Genomic DNA, 25,078 nt, shown 5'->3' with positions numbered 1-25,078 from the left:
GCCTCCGGACACGGCTCAGCGGTGCCGCACGCCGTGCCGGAAGCAGTCCACCGTGTGGTCATCCACGATGCCCGTCGCCTGCATCCACGCGTAGACGATGACCGGCCCCACGAACTTGAAGCCGCGCTGCTTGAAGGCCTTGGAGTACGCCTCCGACAGCTCCGTCTTCGCCGGCACATCCCCCCGGCCCTTCCACGCGTTGCGGAGGGGCTTTCCGCCCGCGAGGTTCCACACGAACGTGGAGAAGTCCTCGCCCTCGTCCTGCATCTTCAAGTAGGCGCGGGCGTTGCCGATGGTCGCTTCGATCTTCGCGCGCGCACGGACGATGCCAGCGTCCCCCATCAGGCGCGTGACGTCCTTCTCCGTGAAGCGCGCCACGACCTTCGGGTCGAAGCCCTTGAACGCCTTCCGGAAGGCCTCGCGCTTGCGCAGGATGACGATCCACGCGAGCCCCGCCTGGAAGCCCTCCAGCATCAACATCTCCCAGAGCGCGCGGCTGTCCCTCACCGGAACGCCCCACTCCTCGTCGTGGTAGGTCTGGTACAGCGGATCACTGCCCACCCACGCGCAACGCTGTTGCATCCGCGCTCCCATGCATTTCGGCCCGCGGCACCGCGGGCACGCGCCGCAGGGCTACCACAAGGACTGAACAGGCGACCAGTCCCGTTATCGCCTTCCGCCCGGCCGGGTCAGCAGCGCGAACAGCCCGTCGCTCCACCACCGGCCGCGCAGGCCGGGCAGCAATCGCTGCCAGTACACGCTGCTGCGCGGGATGCGCCCGGGCAGCGGGTAGTCGAACGTGATGGACTGGAAGCCCGCTTCGACGGCCATGCGCCGCGCGTCCAATTCAGTGATGGGGGTGATGTGGCCGGAGTCCCGGTAGTCCTGCTCACAGAACGCGGGGAAGTAGCCCCGCACCAGGAAGGACAGGCGCGCCGTCAGGCTGTCGTTGTTCGGCGTGGTGAAGAAGAGGTGTCCTCCGGGCTTGAGCACGCGAAAGGCCTCCTTCACGAAGTGGCGCGGGTTGGCCAGGTGCTCCAGCACCTCGATGGCGAACACCCAGTCCACCGACGCGTCACCCCAGGGCAGTGCGTCGCGGGACACGTCGCGCTGCTCGAACTCCACGCCCGGCAGGCGGCTGGCCCCCGCGTCGTGGATGTCCGTGCTGAGGATGCGCTCGACGGCCGGGTTGCGCTGCAACCGGCGGATCCACCCTCCACTGCCCGAGCCCACGTCGAGCACGACGCCAAAGGCACGCTGCCCCGCCACGCTCCAGGCCGCGTCCCGCAGCGGCTCCGGCGACAGGCCCTCCTGACGCTGCGCGTAGGCAGCGGCGTCATGTCCCAGCGGTCCGGCGTTGCCCTTCACACCCGAGTCCATGCGGCGGACTCTACCCTCCGGAGGGCCGCGGCGCCCGGCCGGCCCCCGGGCCCAAGGCAGGGGCCCCTGACGGACCCGCCCCCGCTCCGTCCCCTGGGTGCTCCGGAATGCGCTTCCTTCAATGAATGCCCGGTCGCGGCTCCATGCTGGGGCTCCGAGGGGGCAGCCCCGGGGTCTCCACGTCGTCCTTGAGCGAGGTGCGGATCATCTCCCGCAGCTCGGGGGTGTCCTGGTGGCCGTGGACGGACACCGCGTGTTGCGTCGCGGCGCGCACCACCTCGTCCTCCTCACCGGCGATGGTGAGCGTGCAGTTCGATTCGCTGGGCGTGTCCCGGCAATCCATCATCTTGCGTGACATGGCTGATTCACCTCCCCGCTTCTGAGGTGCGCATGTGAAGGGCCCTGCGCAATCCACGCGAACGGCTATCATTCGCGCGCTCAGCGCTACCTGGAGGCACGGGATGGGACAGGAAGTGGACGTCATCGTCGTGGGTGGGGGGCTCGCGGGCCTCGTCGCCGCGACCGAGCTCGCGGATGCCGGCAAGCGCGTCGCCGTGGTGGACCAGGAGGCGGAACAGAACCTGGGCGGGCAGGCGTTCTGGTCGTTCGGTGGCCTGTTCCTCGTGGACTCGCCCGAGCAGCGGCGCATGGGCATCAAGGACTCCCACGCCCTGGCGCTGGAGGACTGGATGGGCACCGCGGGCTTCGACCGCGAGGAGGACCGCTGGCCGCGCAAGTGGGCGGAGGCGTTCGTCGGCTTCGCCGCGGGGGAGATGCGCCCCTGGCTGGCCCAGCAGGGCATGCGCTGGTTCCCCGTGGTGGGCTGGGCGGAGCGCGGTGGCTACGGCGCGGTGGGGCACGGCAACTCCGTCCCCCGCTTCCACGTCACCTGGGGCACCGGGCCCGGCGTGCTGGAGCCCTTCGTGCGCCGCGCGAAGGCGGCACAGGCCCAGGGCAAGCTCACCTTCCACTTCCGGCACCGCGTGGACGAGTTGCTCACGCAAGGGGGCGCGGTGGTGGGCGTGCGCGGCATGCGGCTGGAGCCCACGGACGTCCCACGAGGGGCCAGCAGCTCACGCGTCACGGTGGGGGACTTCGAGCTGCGCGCGGGCGCGGTCATCGTCACGTCCGGCGGCATCGGCGGCAACCATGAGCTCGTGCGCAAGGCCTGGCCGACGCGGATGGGCCCCGCGCCGAAGTTCATGATTCAAGGCGTCCCCGACCACGTGGACGGGCGGATGATCGCCATCACGGAGGCCGCGGGCGGCAACCTCATCAACCGCGACCGCATGTGGCACTACACGGAGGGCCTGCGGAACTGGAACCCCATCTGGCCCCGGCACGGCATCCGCATCCTGCCGGGCCCCAGCTCGCTGTGGCTGGACGCCACGGGCAAGCGCCTGCCGCCGCCGCTCTTCCCCGGCTTCGACACGCTGGGCACGCTGGAGCACATCCTGAAGACGGGCCACGAGCACACGTGGTTCATCCTCAACCAGTGGATCATCAAGAAGGAGTTCGCGCTCTCCGGTTCGGAGCAGAACCCGGACCTCACGGGCAAGGACTGGCTGGGCGTGCTCAACCGCGCCGTGGGCAAGAAGGCCATGGGGCCGGTGGAGGCCTTCAAGGAGAAGGGCGAGGACTTCGTCGTCTCCCACGACCTGCGTGAGCTGGTCGCCGGCATGAACGCGAAGACAGAGACGCCGCTGCTGGACTTCGCCACGGTGGAGCGCGAGGTGAAGGCCCGCGACATGCAGTTGGACAACCCCTTCAGCAAGGACCTGCAATTGGCCGCCATCCGGCAGGCGCGCGGCTACCGGGGTGACAAGCTGGTGCGCACCGCGAAGCTGCACCGCATCCTGGACCCCAAGGCGGGACCGCTCATCGGCGTGAAGCTGAACATCCTCACGCGCAAGACGCTGGGCGGCTTCGAGACCGACCTCCAGGGCCGCGTCTTCAACGCCCAGGGGCAGACCATCCCAGGGCTCTATGCGGCAGGCGAGGTGGCGGGCTTCGGAGGCGGTGGCGTCCACGGTTACCGCGCGCTGGAAGGGACGTTCCTCGGCGGCTGCATCTTCTCCGGCCGCGCCGCGGGCCGGGCCGCCGCGGGGACTGTGTAGTCATGGGGAGTGACGGGCAGGGGGCGCTGAAGGGCCCCCGCCCCTCCTGGGGTGCCGTCAGGAGACGGTGGGCTGGAAGGGCCACGGCGTGGAGCGCAGCCCCGCCGCCCAGTTGTCGTGCCGGCCGTCCCAGTACCCGAAGGTGAGCAGCGACGGATCCACGTCATCCAGCGTGTTGACGTAGATGGAGACGAACTTCCCGCCCAGCTCCGGCACGTCGCCGTCGCCAAAGCACACGACGCCGCAGTTCCTGCAGAAGCTGCGGGTGTTGGGGCTGCCGTCGCGCCCGTACTTCTTGATGGCCTCCTGGCCCTTCAGGAGCCGGAAGGCGTCCGGCTTCATCCCCGTGCCGCCGCCGTAGCCGTACTTCATGCAGATGGTGCAGTTGCAGCGCGTCACGCGCGCCAGGTCCACGGTGGCCTCGTAACGCACGGCGCCGCACAGGCAGCCGCCCGCGTAGGTCTGCAAGCCACGCTGGGCAGGGTTCTTCTGCTGGGTGTCGTTCTGGGTCATGGCGTCTTCTCCGGTGCCGCGTTGAGGGAACGCACCCCTTATCCCCCCGGCCAGTGACAGCCTTATGTCAGGTTTGTCCGGCCGCGCCGCGCGCCCCCCAAGCCCCCCAGTCCCTGACCGGGGGCGGCTTTACAGTAGCTGCATATACAGCTATTCATGCCGACGTGATGGGTTCCGCGCGCTGGCCGTCCTCCTGTCTGTCCCTCCTGCTGGGCCTGAGCGTCCTGATCGTGGGGTGCGCCGCCGCGCGTCCCCCCGCCGCGGACGTCCCGTGGTCGCCGTTCCCGGAGGTGCATGAAGCGGATGCGATCTTCACCGGCCACCGCTTCCAGGACGGGATGGTGCTTCCGGAGGTGCGCATCCACTACGCGACGCTGGGCACACCGCGCAGGGACGCGTCCGGCGCGGTGACGAACGCGGTGCTGATGCTGCACTGGACGGGGGCAAGCGGCGAGGTGTTGCGCGGCAAGCCCTTCCAGGACGCGCTGTTCGCGCCGGGGCGCCCGCTGGACGCGACGAAGTACTTCCTCATCTTCCCGGACAGCGTGGGCCACGGTCGTTCCAGCAAGCCGAGCGACGGCGCGCGCATGAAGTTCCCGGCCTACGGCTACGGGGACATGGTGGCGCTCCAGCACCAGCTCGTCACCGGGACGCTGGGCATTTCGCGCCTGCACGCCATCGTGGGCCTGTCCATGGGAGGCATGAACGCGTGGCTCTGGAGCGAGCTGTATCCAGAGGCGGTGGAGGGCGTGATGCCCATCGTCTCGTTGCCGACGCGCATCGCGGGACGCAACCTGCTGTGGCGCCGCTTCGTGTCGCGCCAGATTCGCGAAGACCCGGAGTGGAGGAACGGTGACTACACCGCGCCGCCCCGAGGCTGGCGGGAGGCGTTCCCGGTCGTCCGGATGATGCTGGATGGGGTGCCGCACCTCCAGGCGACGCTCCCGGACGCGCCGGCGGCGGACGCCTTCATCGCGTCCGCCATGGCGCAGGCCGAAGGCATGGATGCGAATGACATCCTGTACTCGCTGGAGTCTTCCCGGGACTACGACCCGGAGGCGGGGCTCGGGGCCATCCAGGCCCGCGTGTTCGCGCTCAACTTCTCCGACGACGAGTTCAACCCCGTCTCGCTGCGCACGCTGGAGGCGCTGATGCCCCGGGTGAAGCACGGCCGCTTCGTCGTCCAGGCAGGCGATGCGCGCTCCTTCGGCCACTTCACCCAGGCGCACCCGGAGCTGTGGGCGGAGCAGGTCGCCGCGTTCCTCGCGTTCCTCGAGGGGGAATGAAGCCGTGCGGATGCGCTCAGCGACGGCGGCGGGACGCGGCCTTGGGGGCCAGAGGGGCTTCGGCTTCGGCCTCGCCCTGGCCCAGCCCGGTCCGGGCGACGGTGGCCAGCAGGTCCCTCAGCGCGGTCGCCTGGGTGTTGCCCACGGCGCGCTCGAAGTCGGCCTGGGCGCGCAGCCAGAGGGGCCGGGCCTTGCGGTAGACGCCCTGCCCTTCCGGGGTGATGGCGATGGCCCGCTGGCGCCGGTCGGTGCGGCCCACCTCCAGCACCACGAGCCCGTCCTTCAAGAGGGGCCGGAGGTTGTGGGTGAGCGTGGAGGGGTCCATCACGAGCTGGTCCGCCAGCGCGTTCACCGTCAGCGGCCCCTGGGTCTGGGCACGGTGGAGGATGGAGTACTGCGTCGTCCGGATGCCGCTGGGCGCGAGCACCTGGTCATAGAACTGGGTGACATGGCGGCTCGCCTGCCGCAGCGCCAGACAGTTGCAGAGGGTGCGCAGGGGGTCGTCTTGGGACATCGCGGTTCCAGGAAGCGGGCGCGTCACGTCGACACACCGGCGGAAAGTATACGTGGGGCACGGCGTGCCCGCATCGAGGAGACACCGTCATGAGGACCCACCGCGTTCATTATGCCTGGGTGGTGGCCGCGACCATCTTCGCGGTGCTCCTCTGCGCGGCGGGCGTGCGCGCGACACCGAGCGTCTTCATCGTCCCGCTGGAGCGGGAGTTCGGCTGGAGCCGGGCGCTCGTCTCCTCGGCCGTGTCGGTGAACCTGGTGCTCTACGGACTCGTGGGGCCGTTCGCCGCCGCGCTGATGCAGAAGTTCGGCATCCGGCGCACGACGCTGGTCTCGCTCTGCATCATCACCCTGGGCGTCGCGCTGACGAACTTCATCCACGCGCCCTGGCAGTTGATCCTCTTCTGGGGCGTGCTGGTGGGGTTGGGCACGGGAACGACGGCGATGGTACTGGGCGCCACCGTGGTCCAGCGCTGGTTCGTGGCGAGGCGCGGGCTGGTGATGGGCCTGCTCACCGCGAGCACCGCGACGGGGCAGCTCGTCTTCCTGCCGCTGCTCGCGATGCTGGTGGAGCACCACGGCTGGCGCGTCGTGTCCTTCACCGTCGCGGGCGTGGTGGCCTGTGTCATCCCGCTGGTCGCGTGGCTGGTGCGCGACCGTCCGTCGGACGTGGGGCTTGCGCCCTACGGGGCCGCACCGGACGCGGAGGAGGCGAAGGGCTCCAGCGTCAACCCGCTCGCCAACGCGCTGGGGGCGCTGAAGCGAGCGTCAGGCAAGCGCGACTTCTGGCTGCTCGCAGGAAGCTTCTTCATCTGCGGCGCGACGACGAACGGGCTGGTGGGCACGCACCTGATTCCCGCGTGCATGGACCACGGCATCCCGGAGGTGCGGGCCGCGGGGCTGCTCGCGCTGATGGGCATCTTCGACCTGGTGGGCACCACGGCGAGCGGATGGATGTCGGACCGCTTCGACAACCGCTGGCTGCTCTTCTGGTACTACGGCCTGCGGGGGCTGGCGCTGCTCTATCTGCCGAGCGCCTTCGAGCTGTCCGTCTTCGGGCTGCCGCTGTTCGCGGTGTTCTACGGCCTGGATTGGATCGCCACGGTGCCGCCGACGGTGCGGCTGACGACGCAGACGGTGGGCGCGGAGGACGGGCCCATCGCCTTCGGCTGGGTGGTGGCCGCGCACCAGGTGGGCGCGGGCCTGGGGGCCCTGGGCGCGGGCGTCATCCGCACCTCGCTGGAGACGTACACCCCCGCCTGGGTGGTCGCGGGCGTCATCTGCCTCGCGGCGGCGGGAGTGGTGCTGCGCATCGGACGCGGGAGCGTCCAGGCGCCGCCCGTGGTGGGCACGGCGGCGCCGCGCTGAAAGGCTCAGTCCTCCGAGACCAGCACGACCTTGCCCACCGTGCTCCGCCCCTCCAACTGGCGGTGGGCCTCGCCAGCCTGGGACAGCGGCAGCGTCAGGCCCACGACGATGCGCAGTCGCTTCGCCACGACCTCCGCCAGCAGCGCCTCGCGCGCCCGGCGCTGAACCTCCGGGGATACAGGGGTGCGCAGCCAGTACGCGCTCACGGTGAGCGACTTCGCGTAGAGGGACTCCACCTCGACGAGCGGCGGCGGGCCACTGGCGTTGCCATAGCTCACCAGGTGACCGAAGGGCGCCAGCGCGTCCACGCTGGCCTGCCACGTGCTCGCGCCCACCGAATCCAGCACCCGCTCCACCCCGCGTCCCTGGGTCAGCGCCTGGACCCGCGCCGCGACGTCCTCCTGGTCGTAGCGGATGACGTCGTCCGCCCCCACCTCCCGCGCGAGCTTCGCCTTCGCCTCGCCCGACACCGTCCCGATGACCCGCGCGCCCGCGGCCTTCGCCAGTTGCACCGCCAGCACTCCCACGCCTCCGGCCGCCGCGTGGATGAGCACCGTCTGCCCCGCCTCCACTCGCCCCACCGTGTGCACCACGTGGTACGCCGTCAGCCCCTGCACCAGCAGCGCGGCGGCCTCCGCGAATGACACCTCCGGTGGGAGCGCCAGCAGCTCGCCCGCCGGCGCGAGCGCGGCCTCCGCGTAGGCGCCCTTCGTCAAGGCCACCACCCGGCGTCCCACCCAGGACGGATCCACGCCCGGACCCACCGCGCGCACCACGCCCGCGGCCTCGCTGCCCAGGATGCGCGGCAGGGGAACCTGGGCGTCGTACAGGCCCCGGCGGCGCTCGGTGTCCGCGAAGTTCACGCCCGCGGCATGGACGCGCAACAGGACCTCTCCCGGCCCCGGCACGGGCTCCGGCGTGTCTTCCCATTGGAGGACCTCCGGCCCTCCCACCTGGTGATAGCGGATGGCTTTCATGCGCGGATTCCTAACGACCGCGACGCCTGCTTGTCAGGACTGAATTTCCGCCCGCGTCCCTCGGGAGCGAAAGGAGCGGTCCCCATGCGCACGGCGACGAAGCAGGCCCCGATGAACCTCAAGCACCCGAATCCTTCCGGTCACGGCATCGAAGCGTCCTCGCGTCCCGGCCCGGTCACCGCTCCTTCCCCGTGCCGCTGGCGGGACTTCGCGTCCTATCGCATCGCCTCGCCCGGCTCCTGAAGGCTCCGCGCTCCGTCCCTGACGGCGCACGGCACCTGGAGGCCGGGCTTCCCCCCAAGGGAACCCGGCCTCTTTCGCGTCCGGGCTCCCGCGCACCTTCCGGGGACGTAGAGCGTTACGGAGACGCACTGGCCTGTAGAGCCAGAGCCCTTGAAAGCCCGCTGGGTTCGACTCCCAGCGTCCCCACTTCCACTCAGAGGCCGTGCACCGGGTGTGGTCTGGACTCCAAATCCAGATGCGCGGGGTTCGACTCCCTGACGGCCTGTCCCGCCCGAAAGGCCCCGTGTCATGGAAACGCTGGTGCTGAGCCAGTCCTATGAACCCGTCGCACGCATCCCGTGGCAACGCGCCGTCATGCTGCTGTTCCAGGGCAAGGTGGAGGTCGTGGAGGAGTACGAGGATCGCGTCATCCGTTCGGTGACGGTCGAGCTGCGCATGCCGTCCGTCATCCGCTTCGTGCGCGCCCTGTGGAAGGGCCCGCGCGGCATCCGCTTCAGCCGGGAGAACGTCTACCAGCGCGACCACTGCCGCTGCCAGTACTGCGGCCACAAGGTCACCCGTCCGGAAGCCACGTATGACCACGTGCTGCCGCGCGCCCAGGGTGGCCGCACCAGCTGGGAGAACATCGTCATCGCCTGCGTGCCCTGCAATCAGCGCAAGGGGAACCGCACCCCGGCCCAGGCGCGCATGACGCTGCGCACCGTGCCCTCGAAGCCGAAGCGGCTGCCGGAAGCCGTGGCCCTGTCCTTCCTCGTGGAGAAGGGCATGCCGCTGTCCTGGCGCAAGTTCCTGAGGGACGTGGCGTATTGGCACACGGAGCTGGAGGCGTAGTCCCGGGCCAGATGGGCCGGGACTTCGCTTCCGCGCCGCAACGGTTAGAGTGCCGCACGTCGAGGGGGCGTTCCGGACCACACCATGGCGACGAGGAAGAACGAAGATCAGGAGCGGCTCATCGACCGCGACCTCACCGCGATGGCGCGCGAGGGGAAGCTCCCCGCCGCCCACGGCGTGGACACCGCCGTGACGGAGGTGCTGGGCCTGCTGGCTCGGGGCGGCAAGCACCCGCTCCTCGCGGGCGAGCCCGGCGTGGGCAAGAGCGCGCTCGTCCAGGAGGTGGCCCGCCGCATCGCGGAGGGCCGCGTGGACGGCGACCTGGCCCATGCGCGACTCGTGGAGGTGTCCGTCGCCAACATCCTGGCGCGCAGCACCCAGCGTCAGGCGGCGGAGAGCTTCGAGGAGCTGCTCATCCACCTGGGCCGCCACCCCTGCCCCATCGTCTACATCCGGGACCTGCCGGTGGCCCTGGGCGGCCCCCTGGCGCCGGTGGCCGTGCGCGCGCTGCGCACCGGCGGCCTCCGCTTCATCTTCGAGACGGAGCCCAAGCGCGTGCAGGAGCTGCTGCGCGCCGACGAGGCCCTGGCGGAGCGGCTCCACCTGCTGCCCCTCCACGAGCCCCCGCTGGACAAGGCCCGCTGGATCGTCGGCCGCGTGGCGGAGGAGCTGGAGCGCGAGCTGCGGCTGCCCATCGACCCGGCCGCGTGCGACCTGGCGCTCCGGCTGTCCGCGAAGTTCCTCCTGGCGCAGCACATGCCACGCAAGGCGATTGAGCTGCTCAAGGAGACGGCGGCGGAGGCCGCGGGCGTGGCGCGCGACCACGTGGGGCCGGAGGACGTGCTCACGCGCTTCTGCGCCGCCACGCGCCTGCCCCGCTTCGTCGTGGACGACGCGATGCCGCTGGACCTGGAGGAGACGGAGCGCTTCTTCGGGGAGCGGCTGCTCGGCCAGACGGACGCGGTGGCCGCGGTGCTGCGCTCGGTGGCGCTGCTCAAGGCGGGGCTCAACGACCCGCGCCGCCCGCTGGGGGTGTTCCTCTTCGCCGGCCCCACCGGCGTGGGCAAGACGCAGCTGGCGAAGCTGCTCGCGGAGTACCTCTTCGGCTCCGCGGACAGGCTGGTGCGCCTCAACATGGCGGACTACCCCAACGACGGCGACGAGAGCGTCCCCTTCGGCGCGTCGTGGGCCCCCGCGCTGGAGACGCGCCGGGGAGAGCTGTCCGCGCTGCTCGACGGCAAGGTGTTCACCGTGCTGCTGCTGGACGAGTTCGAGAAGGCCGCCCGCAGCGTGCACGACCGCTTCCTCCAGCTCTTCGACGAGGGCACCTTCGTCAACGGCGCGGGCGAAGCGGTGTCCTGCAACAACACGCTCATCGTGGCCACGTCCAACGTGGGCTCGGAGGTGTACCGCGAGGCGGGCCTGGGCTTCGCCGCGCACAAGCGCGCCGACGAGCAGGTGTCGGAGGTGGACCGGCGCATCGCGGAGGCCTTCCGTCCGGAGTTCCTCAACCGCTTCGACGCCATCTGCCACTTCCGCCCGCTGTCGCGCGTGGACATCCGGAAGATCGCCCAGCGCGAGGTGGGCCGCGTGCTGGAGCGCGAGGGCATCCGCGCCCGGGCCCTGGACGTGGAGGTCACGCCGGAGGTGGTGGACCGGCTGGTGGAGCGCGGCTACTCGCCGCAGTTCGGCGCGCGCTACCTGCAGCGCGAAATCGAGAAGACGCTCACCGCGGCGCTCGCGGTGGAGATCGCCCGCAGGCCCCTGCCCCCGGGGACGCCCGTGCGCGTGGAGTCCCGTCCCGGAGGCCGGGTGGTCGCGGTGGCGGAGCCCGTTCCCCCGCCCCGCGAGGTGACGGCGCAGCTGCTGCTGCCCACGCCCAAGGCCGCGGCGGTGAAGCGCCGGCTGGACCGCAAGTCGCTGCTCATCGAGATGGACCGGCTGGTGGGCCGCGCCCGCGCGCTCGCCGTCTCCGCGGGACGGCCGGAGCTGGAGGAGCGCCGCGCCGCGCTGCTCGCGGAGACCCAGGCGCCCAACCTCTGGGACGATCCACTGCGCGCGGCGGACGTCATCCGCGCCTTCCGCACGGTGGAGGCGCAGTTGGGCGAGCTGGATCGCCTGGAGGCCGCGTGCCTCTTCGGGCGGCGGCTGGTGCGCGAGGCGAAGAACGAGGTGCAGCTGGGCTCCGCGGCGAAGCAGGTGGAGGAGGTCGCGCGCGAGGTGCAGATGGCGGAGGCGCTCCGGGCCGCGGGGGCCACGCCGCTGGACAACGAGGCGCTGGTGGACATCTGCGCCAGCGATGCCTCCGAGCAGCAGGCCGCGTGGGTGCAGGAGCTGGCCACCATGTACCTGGGCTGGGCGCAGCGCCGGGGCTACGAGGCCATCGCCGTGGCGGAGGCGGAAACGCCCGCGCGCGTGGTGGTGCGCATCGCCGGGCCAGGGGCCTATGGGTTCCTCGCGGGTGAGGCGGGCCTGCACCGCCGCCTGGAGGACGAGAAGCGCCAGCGCGCGTACGTGCGCGTGCACCGGGGCGGGCCGCTGGAAGAGGTGGAGCGGGCGCTGTTGGTGCTGGAGGGCCGGCCGGTGAAGAGCCGCGAGGGCGAGTACCTCCAGCGCGTGCGCAACGAGGTCACCGCGAAGGACGAGGCGACGGGGCGCGTGCTGACGCTCATCGGCGCCGGGGAGTTGGACGAGCTCAAGGGCATCGCCGCGCGCGTCGTCGCCGGCCAGGGCGCCAGCACCGACGAGGCCCGCCGCTACTTCCTGGGCCGGGGCGCCCGCGTGGAGGATCCGCGCACCGGCGCCGGCACCCCGCGAGTGAAGGACGTGATGCGCGGGGAGCTGGACGTGTTCATCGCCGCCTGGATTTCACGGCCGCCGCCGGACGGCTCCACGCCGCTCGTCTGAGGCGTCAGGGCAGCAAGCCCTGCACCACGCCCAGACGCATGGCCTCCGCGAGCACATCCAGGCCCTGCGCGGTGTTGATGCGGGAATGGGACGTGGTGCCGCTGACCACCTGCACCGCCCCGCCCAGCACGAAGGGCAGCGGCCGGCGTCCCAGCCGCAGCAGCCGTTCGTCGTAGAAGGCGGAGGGCGCGCGCTCGCGCACCAGGCGCGACAGGGCGACCATGTTCGCCGTGCGCGAAGGCTGCATCGCGGGGCCCAGGCAGGAGAAGTCGAGCCCCACCTCTGGCAGCACCGCGCCCCGGCCCTCGCGGTCGAAGAGGAAGAGCACCTGCGACGTCTCCTCCTGGGAGCCGCGCACGCTCTTCTCCGTGGTCTTCGTCATCTTCAGGCCGCCGGTGATGAGGGCCGTGCCCAGCGCCACCTGGGTCGACTTCTCCGTGTGCTCGCTCTGCGTGCGCAGGGACGACGCGCCCCGGAGGATGACCGTCACATCCTCCCAGGCCAGGGTGAGCGGAGCGCCCGCGCGAGGGGTGAACGTCCCCTCCGTGGGGCCGAACGTCGCGGTCCGAGCCGTCACGCGCTCCACGACGCCCGCCTCGTCGATGGCGAGCGCCGCGAGCCCCGCGTCCCGGAGCGTCTGGACCAGGACATCCGCCGCCTCGGGAGCCAGCCGCGCGAGCAGGGCGGGAGGCTCCGGTGCCAGCCGCATGCGGGCCTCCGCTGGAGCCATGCCGGCCGCGGCCGCGAGCACCTGGGCTGCTTCCGGCACTTCTCCCGCCGGACGAACGAGCGCGACGATCTTCATGGCGTTTCCCCACCCTTGTGCTGACCGCCGCCATCCTCGCGCGAAAGCAGGGTGGCGTACATCCGAACCCCGGCGCCCCGGCGACATTCCCCAGGGCGCCTGAAGCAGATCCAACAGACCGCGGTGCGAGGGAGGAGCGCACCCTCCCCGCGCGAGCGACGCTCAGTCGAGCAGATGCGGATTGCGCAGCAACAACACCCCCGCCTGCACGGTGGCGGTGTAGCTGTTCAGCTTGCCGGTGCGCGTCAGCTCGCTCACGTCACGCACGCCGGTCTCCGTGACGGCGCGGTCCACCACGGCCTCCCCCTGGTTGTACGCCGCGAGCGCGAGCCGCCAATCGCCATAGCGCGAGTACAACGCCTGGAAGAGCGCCGCGGCGGCCTCCGTCTCACGCGCCACGTCCAGCCGCTCGTCGCGCCCCGCCTCCACCTTCAGCCCGAAGCGTCGCGCCGTCTCCGGAATGAACATCCACACGCCCGCGCCCCGGGGCCCCGGGGCCATCGAGGGCTCGCGCGACGTCTCCGGCAGGTTGCTCACCGCGGACTCCACCATCGCCACGGCGAGCAGCCCCTCCGGAAGCGAGCGCGAGCGCAGCGTGCCCACCATCGCCTCGCGGTGCGCCGCGAGGTTCGCCAGCGCCTTGCGCATGAAGTCGCGCCCCTTCGGCGTCGTGATGAACCGGTTGAGCTGCTCCACCACCGCGGCATCCACCACCACGGGCAGGTCCCCCTCTCGCGGCCCTGCCTCCGCGAGCGCACGGGCCTCCGCGAGCGACACCGCGCGCCCACGCACCGCGCCCTGCGCCCACAGCGCCAGGGGCGCGAGCACCAACGCCAACGAGAGAGACAGGCCCAGCGTGCGCACGGAACTGCGAGGGCGGGGTTCGAACAACATGCGGATCCTCCTGACTGTGGGGTGGGACATGCCGGTGACTCCGGCGGGAAGAGAGAAGGCCGCGGGGATCCGCAGCGAGGCCTGGAGCAGGCAGCGCGCGTACGCCTCCGTGGGCACGTGTTTCGACATGACGAGCGCCTCGTCACAGGCGAGCTCCTGGTACTCCGCCAGCCACCGCGAGAACGACCGCGCGAAGGGATGCCAGAAGAACGCGCTATCGAAGCCGAGCCGCGCGTACGCGAGCACCGTGTCGCGCTGCCGGTGGTGTTGCAGCTCATGCCGCACCGTCAGCCGCAGCGCCTCCGCGTCCTCCAGCACGTCGGAGGGCACCACCGCCCACGCGCCGCCCCCGGGGAACCAGACCGAGAACGCGCCGCCCGCCACGTCCCCCAACACCACGCGGACGCGGCCCACGCGACGAAGCACCGGCAGCGCCTCCAACTTCCGCCGCAGCCTCGCGTACCGGCGCAGCTCCCACGCCAGGAACGCCAGCGCCCCCACGCCCAGCCCCACCGTCACCCAGGGCATCCCCGTGCGCAGCCCCCCCTCCACCGAAGAAGCCCCCTGCACGGGGCCCCCCAGCGGCCGAGCCACGGCGGGCGCCAGCGGCGCGGCGTAGCGCACCAGCGAGCGCTCGAAGGTGAAGAGGGGCCCCGCCGGAAGGAACTCCCGCGCCACGAGCCCGGCCCACGGCAGCACCACCGCCAGCCCCAGCGTCACCCGGCCCACGCGAAGCGTCTGCCGGGCGCTCAGGCTCCGCTCCACTCCCAGTGCCAGCGCGGCACGCAGCAGCCCGAAGCCCACCGCCACCAACACCGCCGAGATGACGTACGCGGCCAGCACGTCCTGGAACAGGGCGCTCATCCCCGGCCCCCCTTGCGGCCCAGCAGCTTGCGGATCTGCTCCACCTCCTCCGCGGACAGCGGCACCGCCTCCACCAGCCTCGCCACGAGCGACGAAGGCGTCCCGTCGAACACCGTCGCCACCAGGTGGCGCACGCTCTGGGCCTCGTACGCCTCGCGCGACAGCCGCGCCGAATACAGGTGCCCCCGCCCCTCCTTGCGGCTGTGCACCACGCCCTTCTGCTCCAGGATGCGCAGCACCGTGGACACCGACGTGTAGGCCAGCTTGCGCTCCGGCGGCAGCGCCGCGAGCACGTCCGCCACGCTCACCTCCCCCAACCTCCACACCCACTGCATCAGCTCCAGCTCCACCGGCGTGAGCGGCTTGGACTCCTCTGCGGACGGCGACCTGGACACGGGGCGGACCTCCACGGCTTCGAACTAAGGCCTTAGTTCAAATACAACTAAGCCTTTAGTTTGAATCCGTCAAGCAGGCGGGCGCTGGAGTTCGAAGCGCCGGGGTGCGGATTCCCACGCACGGGACGGGCAGGGCCCTTAGACTCCAGGCCACATGCTCCACGTCATACCTCTGGGCGGCCTCGGCGAAATCGGCCTCAACGCCATGGTGCTCGCCTGTCGAGGGGAGATGCTGCTCATCGACGCCGGCCTGATGTTCCCCTCGTCGGGAATGCCCGGCGTGGACATCATCGTCCCGGACTTCACGCACCTGAAACGCAACGCCGCGCAGCTCAAGGGCGTGCTGCTGACTCACGGGCACGAGGACCACATCGGTGCGCTCCCCTACCTGCTCGGCGACGTGTCGGTTCCCATCTACGGCACGCGCTTCACGCTGGCCCTCGCGCGCCAGCGCCTGGAGGAGCTGGGCGTGGAGGCGGACCTGCGCGAAATCGAGCCGCGCACGCCCTTCCCCGTGGGCAGCGCCTTCCAGGTGGAGGCCACGCGCGTGACGCACACCGTGCCGGACGCGGTGGGCTTCATCGTCCGCACCCCCGAAGGCACCATCATCCACACCGGCGACTTCAAGCTGGACCCCGACCCCATCGACGGCCTGAAGACGGACCTGGAGCGCTGGGGCGAGGCGGGCGACGAGGGCGTGCTGTGCCTGCTGTCGGACTCCACCAACTCCGAGCACACGGAGGAGACCGGCAGCGAGCGCGTGGTGCAGACCACCTTCGAGCGCCTGTTCCACGAGACGAAGGGCCGCATCGTGGTGGCGCAGTTCTCCTCCAACCTCCACCGCGTGCGGCACCTGCTGGACCTGTGCGAGCGCACCGGCCGGCTGGTCGCGCTCCAGGGCCGCAGCATGGTGCGCAACGTGGAGCTGGCGCGGGAGATGGGCTACCTGGACGTGCCCGACTCGCTCTTCGTGCACCTGGACTCCGTGCCGAAGCTCGCGCCCCACCGCGTGGCGGTGCTCACCACGGGCGCCCAGGGCGAACCCCGCGCGGGCCTCACCCAGCTGGCCCAGGGTGACGGGCCCGTGCGCCTGGAGCCCGGCGACACGGTCATCGTCAGCGCCCGTCCCATCCCCGGCAACGAGCGCTCCGTCGGCGCGCTCCTGGATCAGCTCCACTGGCGCGGCGCGCGCATCGTCTACGCCCAGGTGGAGCCCGGCGTGCACGTCTCCGGACACGCCAGCCGGCCCCAGCAACGCCGCGTTCTGGACATCGTGCGCCCCAAGAACTTCATGCCCGTGCATGGGGAAGTCCGGCACCTGCACCGACACCTGACCACCGCGCGCGAGGCGGGCATGGCCCCGGAAGGGCTGCTCCTGGCGCACGACGGCGACGTGGTGGCCTTCGAGGACGGTCAGGGTCGCTTCACCGGCAGCGTGACCTCCGGACGCATCCTGCGTGAGCGCTCCGGGGATGGGGTGGTGACGCCGGAGACGCTGGCGGAGCGCAACCGCCTGGCGGAGACGGGCGTGGTGGCCGCGGCGGTGGTGCTGCGGCGGGACACCCAGGCCCTGGTGGCGGGGCCCCAGCTGTCCGGGCAGGGGCTGAACCCGGACGAGCAGGGCGTGCTGTCCCGGGTGGCCCAGGATGCGCGGGCCTTCTTCGAGGAGCTCAACCCCCAGCTGCGCGGGGACGACGCCCTGGCGCGCGAGGAGCTGGTCCGGGCGGTGAAGCGGGCCTTCAAACAACACACCTCCCGGCGGCCCCTGGTGGTGCCCTTGGTCGTCCGGGTGTAGGTATGGTAAGGGCGCGAAAAGGTCCCCCCCATGCCCTCCTTCGACGTCGTCTCCAAAATCGATCTGGCTGAGCTCGACAACGCGGTCAATCAGACCAAGAAGGAGCTCAGCACGCGGTATGACTTCCAGGGCGTCAACGCCGACATCGTCATCGCCCCGGACCACACCTCGCTGACCGTGAAGGCCAACAGCGAGGACAAGGTCCAGGCCGCCAAGGAGGTGCTCCTGGCGAGGCTGGCCAAGCGCAACATCAGCCTGCGCACCCTGGAGTTCGGCGACATCGAGAAGACGGGCCTCCACAACGTGAAGCAGCCCATCAAGCTCCAGCAGGGCATCCCGGTGGAGAAGTCGAAGGAGCTCATCAAGATCCTCAAGGAGTCCAAGCTCAAGGTGCAGGGCTCCATCCAGGCGGATCAGCTCCGAGTCACGGGCAAGAACCGCGACGACCTGCAGGCCGCCATGGCGCTGTTCCGCAAGGAGCAGGACCGGCTGAGCCTGGACATGCAGTTCACCAACTTCCGCGACTAGAGACACCCTCCGCCATGCACGCTGCCCGTCTGGCCCTCCTGCCCCTCTGTCTGCTGTTCGCCCCTCCCGCGCTCGCGCAGGACCCGGCGCCCAGGCCCAGCAAGCCGGTGCCCGTGCTCAAGAAGGCACCGCAACCGGAGAAGGGGCTCAAGGACTTCGGTTCGCCGCTGATCATCAAGCCGCTGTCCGTCGAGGGCGCCACCGCGAACTTCTCCGCCCGGGTGGGCTGGCGCAAGGACACGCTCTTCGTGGGCGTGGAGGCCACGGACAACCAGCTGCTGGCGGGCGACCTCATCACCCTCACCCTCCACTTCCCGGATGCGGGTCCCACCTCCCCTGGCTACACCTACCGCTTCGCCTTCGACGGCCAGCGCACCTCCGGGGCCGACAGCGGCACGCCCCAGTTCGCGCAGTCGCTGGTGAACGCCGCGGTGCACCGCCAGGGCGACACGCTGTCGGTGGTGGCGCTGATCCCGGTGCGCGCCCTGCCGCGCTTCCCCGCGGTGGATCCGCTCGTCATGGACCTGTGCATCACCTACGAGGACCAGGACCAGGTGGGCGCCAAGGCGGTGCCGGTGTCCAACTGCAAGGGCGGCACGCCCCCGGAGGGAGAGGCGCTGCGCCTGCCGGACGAGGCGCGCAAGAACCTCAAGCTCAAGCCCCCCGCGAACGTCACCACCCTGGAGGCCGCGCCCACGGGCTGGCTCGGGTGGGGCGTGCTGAGCTACCCCGAGTGGGCCCAGGGCGACGCGCCGCTCACGCCCGCCTCGCTGCGCGCGCTGGTGGCGCCCAACGCCGTGGACGCGTCGAAGATGGGCGTGAACCTGCCGGAGACGTTGAGCCTGCCGGACGGGCGACCGGTCGTGACCGTGCTCACCGGGAAGAATCCCTATGCCGTCGAGGGTCAATGCGACTCCGACGACGAGCTCCGGATGGGGCTCTACGTGGTGTCGGGCAAGACGGCACAGCGGGTGCTTGATTGGCCGGCCGCCACCTGTGCGCTGGGGCGCGCCACGTCCGTTGAACTGGATGAACAGGGGGCGCTGGACATCGGTTACTCGAACGGCGCCATCATCAACTTCGTTTGGAGTGCGGACCACTTCGAGCGGACGCAACTGGGAAAGCGGTAGACGCGAGTGGAAGACACCAAGAGCCTGTACATGATGACCCTCGGCTGCCCGAAGAACCGGGTGGACTCCGAGGTGATGCTGGGCACGCTTCGCACCCGCGGCTACTCGCTCGTGCAGGACCCCACCGAAGCCCAGGTCATCGTCGTCAACACGTGTGCCTTCATCGGCCCGGCGAAGCAGGAGTCGGTGGACTCCATCCTGGAGATGGCGGAGCTGAAGAAGACGGGCGCGTGCAAGACGCTCGTCGTCACCGGCTGCCTGTCCCAGCGCTACGGCCACGACCTGGCGCAGGAGATGCCGGAGGTGGACCACTTCCTGGGCACCAGCGCGTACGCCCAGATTGGCGACCTGCTGGCCGCGGAGGCCTCGCCTCGTCAGGTCATCCCGGATCCGGACTACATCCACAACGCGGAGACGCCGCGCATCAACTCGATGCCGAAGTACACGGCGTACCTCAAGATCTCCGAGGGCTGCGACAACGCCTGTGCGTTCTGCATCATCCCCACGCTGCGCGGCGGCCAGCGCTCGCGCACGGTGGAAGACATCATGGCGGAGGCGCGCAAGCTGGCGGACAGCGGCGTGCAGGAGCTGAACCTCGTCGCGCAGGACCTGACGGCGTACGGGCATGACCTGCCCGGCAAGCCCAAGCTCCACGAGCTGCTCAAGGAGCTGGTGAAGGTGGACGTGAAGTGGATCCGCCTGCACTACGCCTACCCGCGCGTGTTCCCGGACGAGCTCATCGACGTCATCGCGTCCGAGCCGAAGATCGCCAACTACCTGGACATGCCGGTGCAGCACGCCAGCGACAAGCTGCTCCTGTCCATGAAGCGCGGCCGCAACTCCAAGTTCCTCAAGGAGCTGCTCACCAAGCTGCGTGAGCGCGTGCCGAACCTGGTGATGCGCACCTCGCTCATCGTCGGCCTGCCGGGGGAGACGGAGGAGGACTTCGAGCTGCTGAAGGAGTTCGTGAAGGAGCAGCGCTTCCAGCGCCTGGGCGTCTTCCAGTACTCCGACGAGGAAGGCACCTCCGCGTTCGACCTGCCGAACAAGGTCCCGGCGAAGACCATCGAGCGCCGCTGGCGCGAGGTGATGGCCATCCAGAAGCGCATCAACCGCGAGCAGAACAAGAAGCTCGTGGGCCAGAAGCTCACCGTCCTGGTGGAGGGCCCCAGCGAGGAGTCCGAGCACCTGCTGGTGGGCCGCCACGAGGGCCAGGCGCCGGAGATCGACGGGCTGGTCTACATCAACGACGGCCTGGCATACCCGGGCGAGTTCGTCACCGTGGAGGTGACGGAGGCGCACGACTACGACCTCATCGCCCGCGTGGTGGAGCGTCCGGATCCGAAGCAGCGGGCGCACACTCCGCGCGAGGCCCCGCCCGCGCCCGTGCCGATGAAGGCGCTGGTGCGTCCGCCGGAGCCGCGGCCGGAGTAGCCCTCCCGGCGACAGCGCGCTTCAGCCTCACGGGCCCCGGCCCGCCCTCCTCGACGAGGGCGACCGCGGGCCCGAGTCATTGCGGGGCGACGCCGCGCTTCCGCGCCACGGACCGTGGAGCGCCCGCAGTCGCGCCAGAGCCACCAGTTCGTCACGGCGGGGCGATGCCGCGCTTCCGCGCCACGGACCGTGGAGCGCCCCTTGTCCCAGCAGCGACAGGCTTGGGTCCGGCCCGGACCGTGAAGCGCCCCTGCCCAGCGGAGGAGGTGGACAGCGCTACTTCGGATCCTCGGGCTCCAGCTCGCGCTCTTCCACTGGCGGAGGCCGCGGGCCTGTCCCCTGGGTCGGGACCGCCACGCCCTCGCCCAGCGGCGTCGGCTGGCACTCGCACACGGTGCGCCGCGACGCGGTCTCCGTGACGAAGGCGCAGGTGGTGGGGCACTCGGGCTGGCGCCCCTCCTCCACCAGCGACACCGCGTAGCTCCGGGCGCCCTGGAGCGCGGCGTGGCAGGCGGGCAGGCTCTTCGCCAACGACCCCCACGGCAACCGATGCTGCGTGTTGGCGCCGCGCGTGGCGGTGGGGAAGCTCAGGCCCACCTGACAGCCCGTCTCCAGGCGCTGGCCCTCCGCGCCCCGAGGCTCCACGTACAGGCGCACGCCTTCCGGCAGGTCCCGGTACACCGCGCCGGAGAGGGCCACCGCGCCATCGGGCTCCGCGCGCACGAAGACGCCGTAACAGGCCTCTTCGCTGAAGGCTCCGCCCTCGCCCGCGCACTCCTGCCGTCCGCCGCCCTCGGGCATGCGCACGTGAGGCCTGCGCAGCACCAACGCCCCGCCCTGCGCGTCCACGGTGGCGGTGAAGCGGCCCCACACGTCCGGGCCCAGCCGGCCCAGGCTGCTCTGTGACGGCCAGCGTCCCGCCGCCTCCATCACCAGCGGCCGCACGCCCAGGCCGTCCGCCACCTCCACCGCGTCCACGGCGAAGGTTCGCGGCGGCAGGCCCGCGGCGGTCTCCAACGGCTGCAGTCCCTGCCCCAGCGCGGGCTCCACCGCCAGCCGGGAGAAGGGCTCGCGCGTGCCCAGCACGAAGGGCCCCGTGAGGCTCGCCTCGCCCTGTGACACCTGCACGGCCAGCAGCGGCCAGTCCCCCTGCGGCTCCCGGCTGAGCTCCACCACATGGGACTCGCGCACCGCGTCCGTCGCGCGCAGCTCCGCGTCGTAGGCCTCACGGGGACGCGAGGCGGTGAACGTCACTTCGCGGCGCAGCGGATCCACCGTGAGGGCGTATGGGGCCAGCACGTCCTGCCCCAGCGTCACCGAGCAGCCCTGCTCGCCCGACAGCAACAGCGTGCGCAGCGGCGGCGCGACAGGGCCCACCGTCAACAACGGGGCGGGGACCTCGGGCCAGGAGCGGTGGCCTCCGGAGGGCTCGGGTACTCGCGCCGTGCCGGCGGGCGCGGGCGGTGCGCCGTCGAAGCATGGAGTGGAGACGAGGGACAGCGGCCGAGTGACATCCAGCACCACCGGCACGACCCGGCCCCCGAGCCTCCCCGCCACCGTCAGCCGCAGCGCGGGCGACGACAGGAGCGGCAGTGTCTGTCCCACGAGGCTCGTGGGACGTGAAGGGCCCGCGGGCGCGGAGGAGTGACACCCGGCGCCCATGAGCACGCATCCCGCCAGCAGCACGCCACGCATGGGAGGTGGCGGCTCCTACTGCGCCTTCTTGGTGAAGTCGTCCACGCGGGTGCCCTCGGGTGGGTTCAGCTTGAAGCTGTCCGCCGCGATGCCCACGTTCGTCTTCAGGTCCAGGAAGGCGATGGTGTTCTCGCTGCCGTCGGGATCCACCACGGTGCTCTTGAGCACCTGCGCCGTCGCCGGGTCCACCTCCAGGCGCACCTGACGGAAGCGCGGCTCGTTCTTCAAGGGGTCGAGCACCAGCAGCGTGCCCTTGCAGTCCTTGCAGTCCCCCTTGGAGATGGCGAACTCGTCCGCGAGCTTGCCCTGGCCGAAGAGGAACGTCACCGACGCGGACAGCTGGCTGGTGTCCACGGCGGCCACCGTGAGCGTCTGCGCGTCCGGGTCGTACGCGTACACCTTGTTGCCCGCGAGCACGAACGTGCGCGTGGACGGGTTCGTGTACTCCCAGCGCATCAGGCCCGGCTTCTTGTACGTCACCGTGCCCGACGACGACTGCGTGCGGCGGAAGGTCTTGTACTTGTAGTCCTGCTTGAAGCCCGCCTTGAAGTCGCCCGTCTTCTCGTAGAACGCCTGCATCCGGTCCACGAGCGCCTTCACCTCGGGCGTCATCTTCGGCGCGGGCTTCGTGGCGCTGGAGGCCGTGCCCGTGTCGGGCGGCTTCGCGGCGGCGGGCGCGGCGGCCACGCCAGCATCCGAGGGGGCCGAGGGCTTCGGCGCGGCGGCGGTGGCCGCGGGCTTCGGCGTGGGGGCGGCGGTGGTGGGGGCCTGCGGCACGGCGAGCAGCGTGAAGAGCAGGGATTCCAGCAACATGGCGTGCGCCTCCGGAGCGGGCACCCGAGGTGCCCGCAGGGTCCATCTACCGCATCCGGACGGCCCCCGGGGGGCCGGCATTCACCGCTGTGTGGCTTTGACCAGACGCTTCCGCTGCTTCACGCCCAACAGGTAGAAGCGCTCCCGCAGGGCCTGGGCCTCGTCGGGAGACAAGTCCCCGGAGCTCCCCAGGTGCTCGTCCCGCCAGGCGATCGCCCGGGTGATGCTGGCGGACGCCGCCGCGGAGATATTCAGGCTCTGGCTGAAGCCCTTCATCGGGACCCAGAAGGTGCCGTCCACGCCGGTGAGCACGTCGTCACTCACCCCGTAGCGCTCGTTGCCGAACACCATGGCGAACTTCGTATCGAAGCGCAGGCTGTAGAGGTTCGTGGCCCCCTCGCGCAGCGCCGACGCGTAGAGGCTGAAGCCGCGCTCCTTCAGGTGCGCGCGGCACTCCGCGAACGTCTTGTAGAGGTGCACGTCCAACCACTTGTCGCAGCCCTGGGCCACCCGCGAGTTCGGGATGAAGGGCGCTTCCGGGTTGATGACGACGTGCACCTCCTGCACGCCCATGGACTCGCAGGTGCGCAGCACCGCGGCCATGTTGAAGTTGTCCTCCAACCGGTCGAGCACCACCGTGAAGTTGCGCGTGCGCTGGCTGACGACGCGGTCGATCTTCTCCTTCCGCACGTCGAGCAGGAACTGCTCCGGCTCGACGACGTCGCGCTCGAACTTCTCGTAGCGGGGTCCTCCACCAGCCATCGACTCAGCGCCTCCCGCCGGACTTCTTCGTGGCGGACTTCTTCGCCGGGGCCTTGCGCGCGGACTTTCGCGAAGCCGCCTGCTTCACCGGGGCCTTGCGCGCGGGCTTCTTCGCCACCGGCGTGCGCGAGGAGGCCTTCTTCTTCGCCACGGGCTTGCCAGCGGCCTTCTTCGCCAGGGCCTTGCGAGCCACCTTCTTCGCCGGAGCCTTGCGCGCCGCCTTCTTCGCCGAGGCCCTGCCCGCGGATTTCTTCGCCGGAGCCTTCGTCGCCGAGGCCTTGCCCGCGGCCTGCTTCGCCGGAGCCTTGCGCGCCGCCTTCGTCGCGGCCTGCTTCGCCGGAGCCTTGCGCGCCGCCTGCTTCGCCGGAGCCTCCACATGGAGCTTGTCGGTGCGCCCCGTGAAGAGCACCTCCGCCACCGCATCCATCAGGGCCTGCATGCCTTCGCCCGTGGCGCAGGACACCGGGTACACGCGGATCCCCCGGCGGCGCAGCGCCTCCGTGAAGGGCCCCAGCCGCTCGCGGGCCTCCGTCAGGTCCTGCTTGTTGGCGGCCACCACCTGCGGCTTGCTGGCCAGCTCCGCGCTGTACTTCTTCAGCTCCGTGTTGAGGATGTTGAAGTCGTCCAGCGGCTTGCGGCCCTCGCCCTCGGCGCCCATGTCGATGAGGTGCACCAGCACCTTGCAGCGCTCCACGTGGCGCAGGAACTGGTGCCCCAGGCCCACGCCCTCGCTGGCGCCCTCGATGATGCCGGGGATGTCCGCCATGACGAAGGACAGGTTGTCCTTGTACTGGACCATGCCCAGGTTCGGCACCAGCGTGGTGAACGGGTAGTCCGCCACCTTGGGACGCGCGCGGCTCACCCGCGAGATGAACGTGCTCTTGCCCGCGTTGGGGAAGCCCAGCAGGCCCACGTCCGCCAGCAGCTTCAGCTCCAGCCGCAGCGTGATCTCCTCGCCCTGCGTGCCGTCCTGCGCGAAGCGCGGCGTCTGGCGCGTGGACGTGGCGAAGTTCATGTTGCCCAGGCCGCCCCGGCCGCCCTTGGCCGCGACGAACTCCTGGCCCGGGTCGCTCAGGTCCACCAGCAGCTCGCCCGTGGCCTCGTTGCGGATCAGCGTGCCCACCGGCACCTGGAGCACCAGATCCTCGGCCCCGTGACCGTTGCAGTCACTGCCCATGCCGTGCTCGCCGCTCTTGGCCCGGTGGTGCTGCTGGTAGCGGTAGTCCAGGAGCGTGGTCAGCTGCGGGTTCGCCACGAACAGCACGGAACCCCCGTTGCCGCCGTCGCCGCCGTTGGGGCCGCCCCGCTCGATGAACTTCTCACGCCGGAAGGACACGGCGCCGTTCCCGCCATCTCCCGCCTTCACGTAGATGCGTACTTCGTCGACGAACTTCATGGGGCGACCGCCCTCCTGGAAAAACACAGAGCGGGCCGTCCTCGCATCCGACCGTTCGCGAGGAACGGGAGGACCGGGAACGACCCGCTCGGGGATGCCCGTGCCCGGGGTTTCCCCCAGGGCAACCGACTAGGCGCTCGCCTGCGCGGCGGCCGGGTACACCGACACCTTCTTCTTGTCGCGACCGAGGCGCTCGTACTTCACCACGCCGTCCACCACCGAGTAGAGGGTGAAGTCGCGGCCGAGCTTCACGTTCGTGCCCGCGTGGATCACCGTGCCCACCTGGCGCACGAGGATGCTGCCCGCGGAGACGGCTTCGCCGCCGTAAACCTTCACGCCACGGTACTGCGGGTTGGAATCACGCCCGTTGCGCGAAGAACCCTGTCCCTTTTTATGGGCCATGACACCTTGCTCCTTGGAAGTTCGTGAGTG

The 25,078-nt window shown here is 70.9% G+C and carries 24 protein-coding genes and 2 tRNA genes; 12 read left to right on the top strand and 14 right to left on the bottom strand.

Features of this window, described 5'->3' with window-relative positions; translation table 11 throughout:
• Positions 1 to 15 precede the first annotated feature (15 nt).
• The 3 genes from FOF48_RS02220 to FOF48_RS02210 all read right to left on the bottom strand — a co-directional run bounded on the left by FOF48_RS02220 (position 16) and on the right by FOF48_RS02210 (position 1,738).
• Positions 16 to 582, bottom strand: a complete 567-nt coding sequence (locus FOF48_RS02220; RefSeq protein ID WP_143898250.1) for a DNA-3-methyladenine glycosylase I — start codon at positions 580 to 582, stop codon at positions 16 to 18.
• A gap of 84 nt (positions 583 to 666) precedes the next feature.
• On the bottom strand, positions 667 to 1,380 hold the full coding sequence (locus tag FOF48_RS02215) for a bifunctional 2-polyprenyl-6-hydroxyphenol methylase/3-demethylubiquinol 3-O-methyltransferase UbiG (RefSeq protein WP_143898248.1): 714 nt from the start codon (positions 1,378 to 1,380) through the stop codon (positions 667 to 669).
• Between the two features lie 118 nt (positions 1,381 to 1,498).
• Positions 1,499 to 1,738, bottom strand: coding sequence for a DUF1059 domain-containing protein (locus FOF48_RS02210; RefSeq protein ID WP_143898246.1), 240 nt, complete (start codon positions 1,736 to 1,738; stop codon positions 1,499 to 1,501).
• Between the two features lie 103 nt (positions 1,739 to 1,841).
• Here FOF48_RS02210 and FOF48_RS02205 point away from each other — a divergent pair, with 103 nt between their 5' ends.
• Entirely contained in the window at positions 1,842 to 3,497 is a 1,656-nt protein-coding gene (locus FOF48_RS02205; RefSeq protein WP_143898244.1) for an FAD-binding dehydrogenase, read from the top strand.
• Positions 3,498 to 3,554: 57 nt separating this feature from the next.
• On the opposite strand, the gene FOF48_RS02200 is transcribed toward FOF48_RS02205, so the two are convergent.
• Positions 3,555 to 4,010: a GFA family protein gene (locus tag FOF48_RS02200; RefSeq protein WP_143898242.1), complete on the bottom strand. Its 456-nt coding sequence runs from the start codon at positions 4,008 to 4,010 to the stop codon at positions 3,555 to 3,557.
• A gap of 167 nt (positions 4,011 to 4,177) precedes the next feature.
• On the opposite strand from FOF48_RS02200, the gene FOF48_RS02195 reads away from it, so the two are divergent.
• Positions 4,178 to 5,296, top strand: a complete 1,119-nt coding sequence (locus FOF48_RS02195; RefSeq protein ID WP_143899082.1) for an alpha/beta fold hydrolase — start codon at positions 4,178 to 4,180, stop codon at positions 5,294 to 5,296.
• A 16-nt stretch (positions 5,297 to 5,312) separates the two neighbouring features.
• Here FOF48_RS02195 and FOF48_RS02190 read toward each other — a convergent pair whose 3' ends face one another.
• Positions 5,313 to 5,810 carry a MarR family winged helix-turn-helix transcriptional regulator gene (locus FOF48_RS02190; protein ID WP_143898240.1) on the bottom strand — a complete coding sequence of 166 codons (498 nt, stop codon included), beginning with the start codon at positions 5,808 to 5,810 and terminating at the stop codon, positions 5,313 to 5,315.
• 89 nt (positions 5,811 to 5,899) lie between these two features.
• Here FOF48_RS02190 and FOF48_RS02185 point away from each other — a divergent pair, with 89 nt between their 5' ends.
• The gene (locus FOF48_RS02185) at positions 5,900 to 7,177 is read left to right on the top strand and encodes an MFS transporter (protein WP_143898238.1); all 1,278 of its coding nucleotides are present in this window, start codon (positions 5,900 to 5,902) and stop codon (positions 7,175 to 7,177) included.
• A gap of 5 nt (positions 7,178 to 7,182) precedes the next feature.
• Here the strand turns inward: FOF48_RS02185 and FOF48_RS02180 are convergent, their stop codons facing one another.
• Entirely contained in the window at positions 7,183 to 8,154 is a 972-nt protein-coding gene (locus FOF48_RS02180) for a quinone oxidoreductase (protein ID WP_143898236.1), read from the bottom strand.
• Positions 8,155 to 8,238: 84 nt separating this feature from the next.
• On the opposite strand from FOF48_RS02180, the gene FOF48_RS36270 reads away from it, so the two are divergent.
• From FOF48_RS36270 to FOF48_RS02165, 5 genes are all read left to right on the top strand, one after another.
• Positions 8,239 to 8,397 (top strand): hypothetical protein, encoded by a 159-nt coding sequence (locus tag FOF48_RS36270; RefSeq protein WP_161663756.1) that lies wholly within the window; start codon positions 8,239 to 8,241, stop codon positions 8,395 to 8,397.
• Positions 8,398 to 8,498: 101 nt separating this feature from the next.
• Positions 8,499 to 8,583: transfer RNA gene (locus FOF48_RS02175), tRNA-Tyr, on the top strand.
• An 11-nt stretch (positions 8,584 to 8,594) separates the two neighbouring features.
• Positions 8,595 to 8,662: transfer RNA gene (locus FOF48_RS36265), tRNA-Trp, on the top strand.
• Positions 8,663 to 8,685: 23 nt separating this feature from the next.
• Positions 8,686 to 9,228 carry an HNH endonuclease gene (locus FOF48_RS02170; RefSeq protein ID WP_143898235.1) on the top strand — a complete coding sequence of 181 codons (543 nt, stop codon included), beginning with the start codon at positions 8,686 to 8,688 and terminating at the stop codon, positions 9,226 to 9,228.
• 84 nt (positions 9,229 to 9,312) lie between these two features.
• Positions 9,313 to 12,135, top strand: a complete 2,823-nt coding sequence (locus tag FOF48_RS02165; RefSeq protein WP_143898233.1) for an AAA family ATPase — start codon at positions 9,313 to 9,315, stop codon at positions 12,133 to 12,135.
• Positions 12,136 to 12,139: 4 nt separating this feature from the next.
• Here FOF48_RS02165 and FOF48_RS02160 read toward each other — a convergent pair whose 3' ends face one another.
• The 3 genes from FOF48_RS02160 to FOF48_RS02150 form a co-directional block, all read right to left on the bottom strand.
• Positions 12,140 to 12,940 carry a hypothetical protein gene (locus FOF48_RS02160; protein WP_143898230.1) on the bottom strand — a complete coding sequence of 267 codons (801 nt, stop codon included), beginning with the start codon at positions 12,938 to 12,940 and terminating at the stop codon, positions 12,140 to 12,142.
• Positions 12,941 to 13,102: 162 nt separating this feature from the next.
• The gene (locus tag FOF48_RS02155) at positions 13,103 to 14,698 is read right to left on the bottom strand and encodes a M56 and MltD domain-containing protein (protein WP_143898228.1); all 1,596 of its coding nucleotides are present in this window, start codon (positions 14,696 to 14,698) and stop codon (positions 13,103 to 13,105) included.
• Positions 14,695 to 15,093 carry a BlaI/MecI/CopY family transcriptional regulator gene (locus tag FOF48_RS02150; RefSeq protein WP_143898226.1) on the bottom strand — a complete coding sequence of 133 codons (399 nt, stop codon included), beginning with the start codon at positions 15,091 to 15,093 and terminating at the stop codon, positions 14,695 to 14,697. Before FOF48_RS02150 ends, FOF48_RS02155 begins: the two co-directional genes overlap by 4 nt.
• Before the next feature lie 154 nt (positions 15,094 to 15,247).
• Here FOF48_RS02150 and FOF48_RS02145 point away from each other — a divergent pair, with 154 nt between their 5' ends.
• From FOF48_RS02145 to rimO, 4 genes are read left to right on the top strand one after another with little or no spacing between them, the layout of a single operon-like run.
• Entirely contained in the window at positions 15,248 to 16,888 is a 1,641-nt protein-coding gene (locus FOF48_RS02145; protein ID WP_143898224.1) for a ribonuclease J, read from the top strand.
• Between the two features lie 30 nt (positions 16,889 to 16,918).
• Positions 16,919 to 17,416 carry a YajQ family cyclic di-GMP-binding protein gene (locus FOF48_RS02140; protein WP_143898222.1) on the top strand — a complete coding sequence of 166 codons (498 nt, stop codon included), beginning with the start codon at positions 16,919 to 16,921 and terminating at the stop codon, positions 17,414 to 17,416.
• A 14-nt stretch (positions 17,417 to 17,430) separates the two neighbouring features.
• Positions 17,431 to 18,546: a hypothetical protein gene (locus FOF48_RS02135; RefSeq protein ID WP_143898220.1), complete on the top strand. Its 1,116-nt coding sequence runs from the start codon at positions 17,431 to 17,433 to the stop codon at positions 18,544 to 18,546.
• Positions 18,547 to 18,579: 33 nt separating this feature from the next.
• Positions 18,580 to 19,980 carry a 30S ribosomal protein S12 methylthiotransferase RimO gene (gene rimO / locus FOF48_RS02130; protein ID WP_235685390.1) on the top strand — a complete coding sequence of 467 codons (1,401 nt, stop codon included), beginning with the start codon at positions 18,580 to 18,582 and terminating at the stop codon, positions 19,978 to 19,980.
• A gap of 276 nt (positions 19,981 to 20,256) precedes the next feature.
• Here the strand turns inward: rimO and FOF48_RS02125 are convergent, their stop codons facing one another.
• From FOF48_RS02125 to rpmA, 5 genes are all read right to left on the bottom strand, one after another.
• Positions 20,257 to 21,675, bottom strand: coding sequence for a hypothetical protein (locus FOF48_RS02125; RefSeq protein WP_143898215.1), 1,419 nt, complete (start codon positions 21,673 to 21,675; stop codon positions 20,257 to 20,259).
• Between the two features lie 15 nt (positions 21,676 to 21,690).
• Positions 21,691 to 22,488, bottom strand: a complete 798-nt coding sequence (locus FOF48_RS02120; RefSeq protein ID WP_143898213.1) for an outer membrane lipoprotein carrier protein LolA — start codon at positions 22,486 to 22,488, stop codon at positions 21,691 to 21,693.
• 81 nt (positions 22,489 to 22,569) lie between these two features.
• Entirely contained in the window at positions 22,570 to 23,250 is a 681-nt protein-coding gene (locus FOF48_RS02115) for an RNA methyltransferase (protein WP_143898211.1), read from the bottom strand.
• Positions 23,251 to 23,254: 4 nt separating this feature from the next.
• On the bottom strand, positions 23,255 to 24,646 hold the full coding sequence (gene obgE, locus FOF48_RS02110; RefSeq protein WP_143898209.1) for a GTPase ObgE: 1,392 nt from the start codon (positions 24,644 to 24,646) through the stop codon (positions 23,255 to 23,257).
• Between the two features lie 129 nt (positions 24,647 to 24,775).
• Entirely contained in the window at positions 24,776 to 25,048 is a 273-nt protein-coding gene (gene rpmA / locus FOF48_RS02105) for a 50S ribosomal protein L27 (RefSeq protein ID WP_143898207.1), read from the bottom strand.
• Positions 25,049 to 25,078: the final 30 nt, after the last annotated feature.

The organism is Corallococcus sp. Z5C101001 (genome assembly GCF_007352635.1).
GTDB lineage: Bacteria > Myxococcota > Myxococcia > Myxococcales > Myxococcaceae > Corallococcus > Corallococcus silvisoli.
Note: the sequence above shows the minus strand (reverse complement) of the source record. Positions and strands in the feature narration are given on the sequence as shown.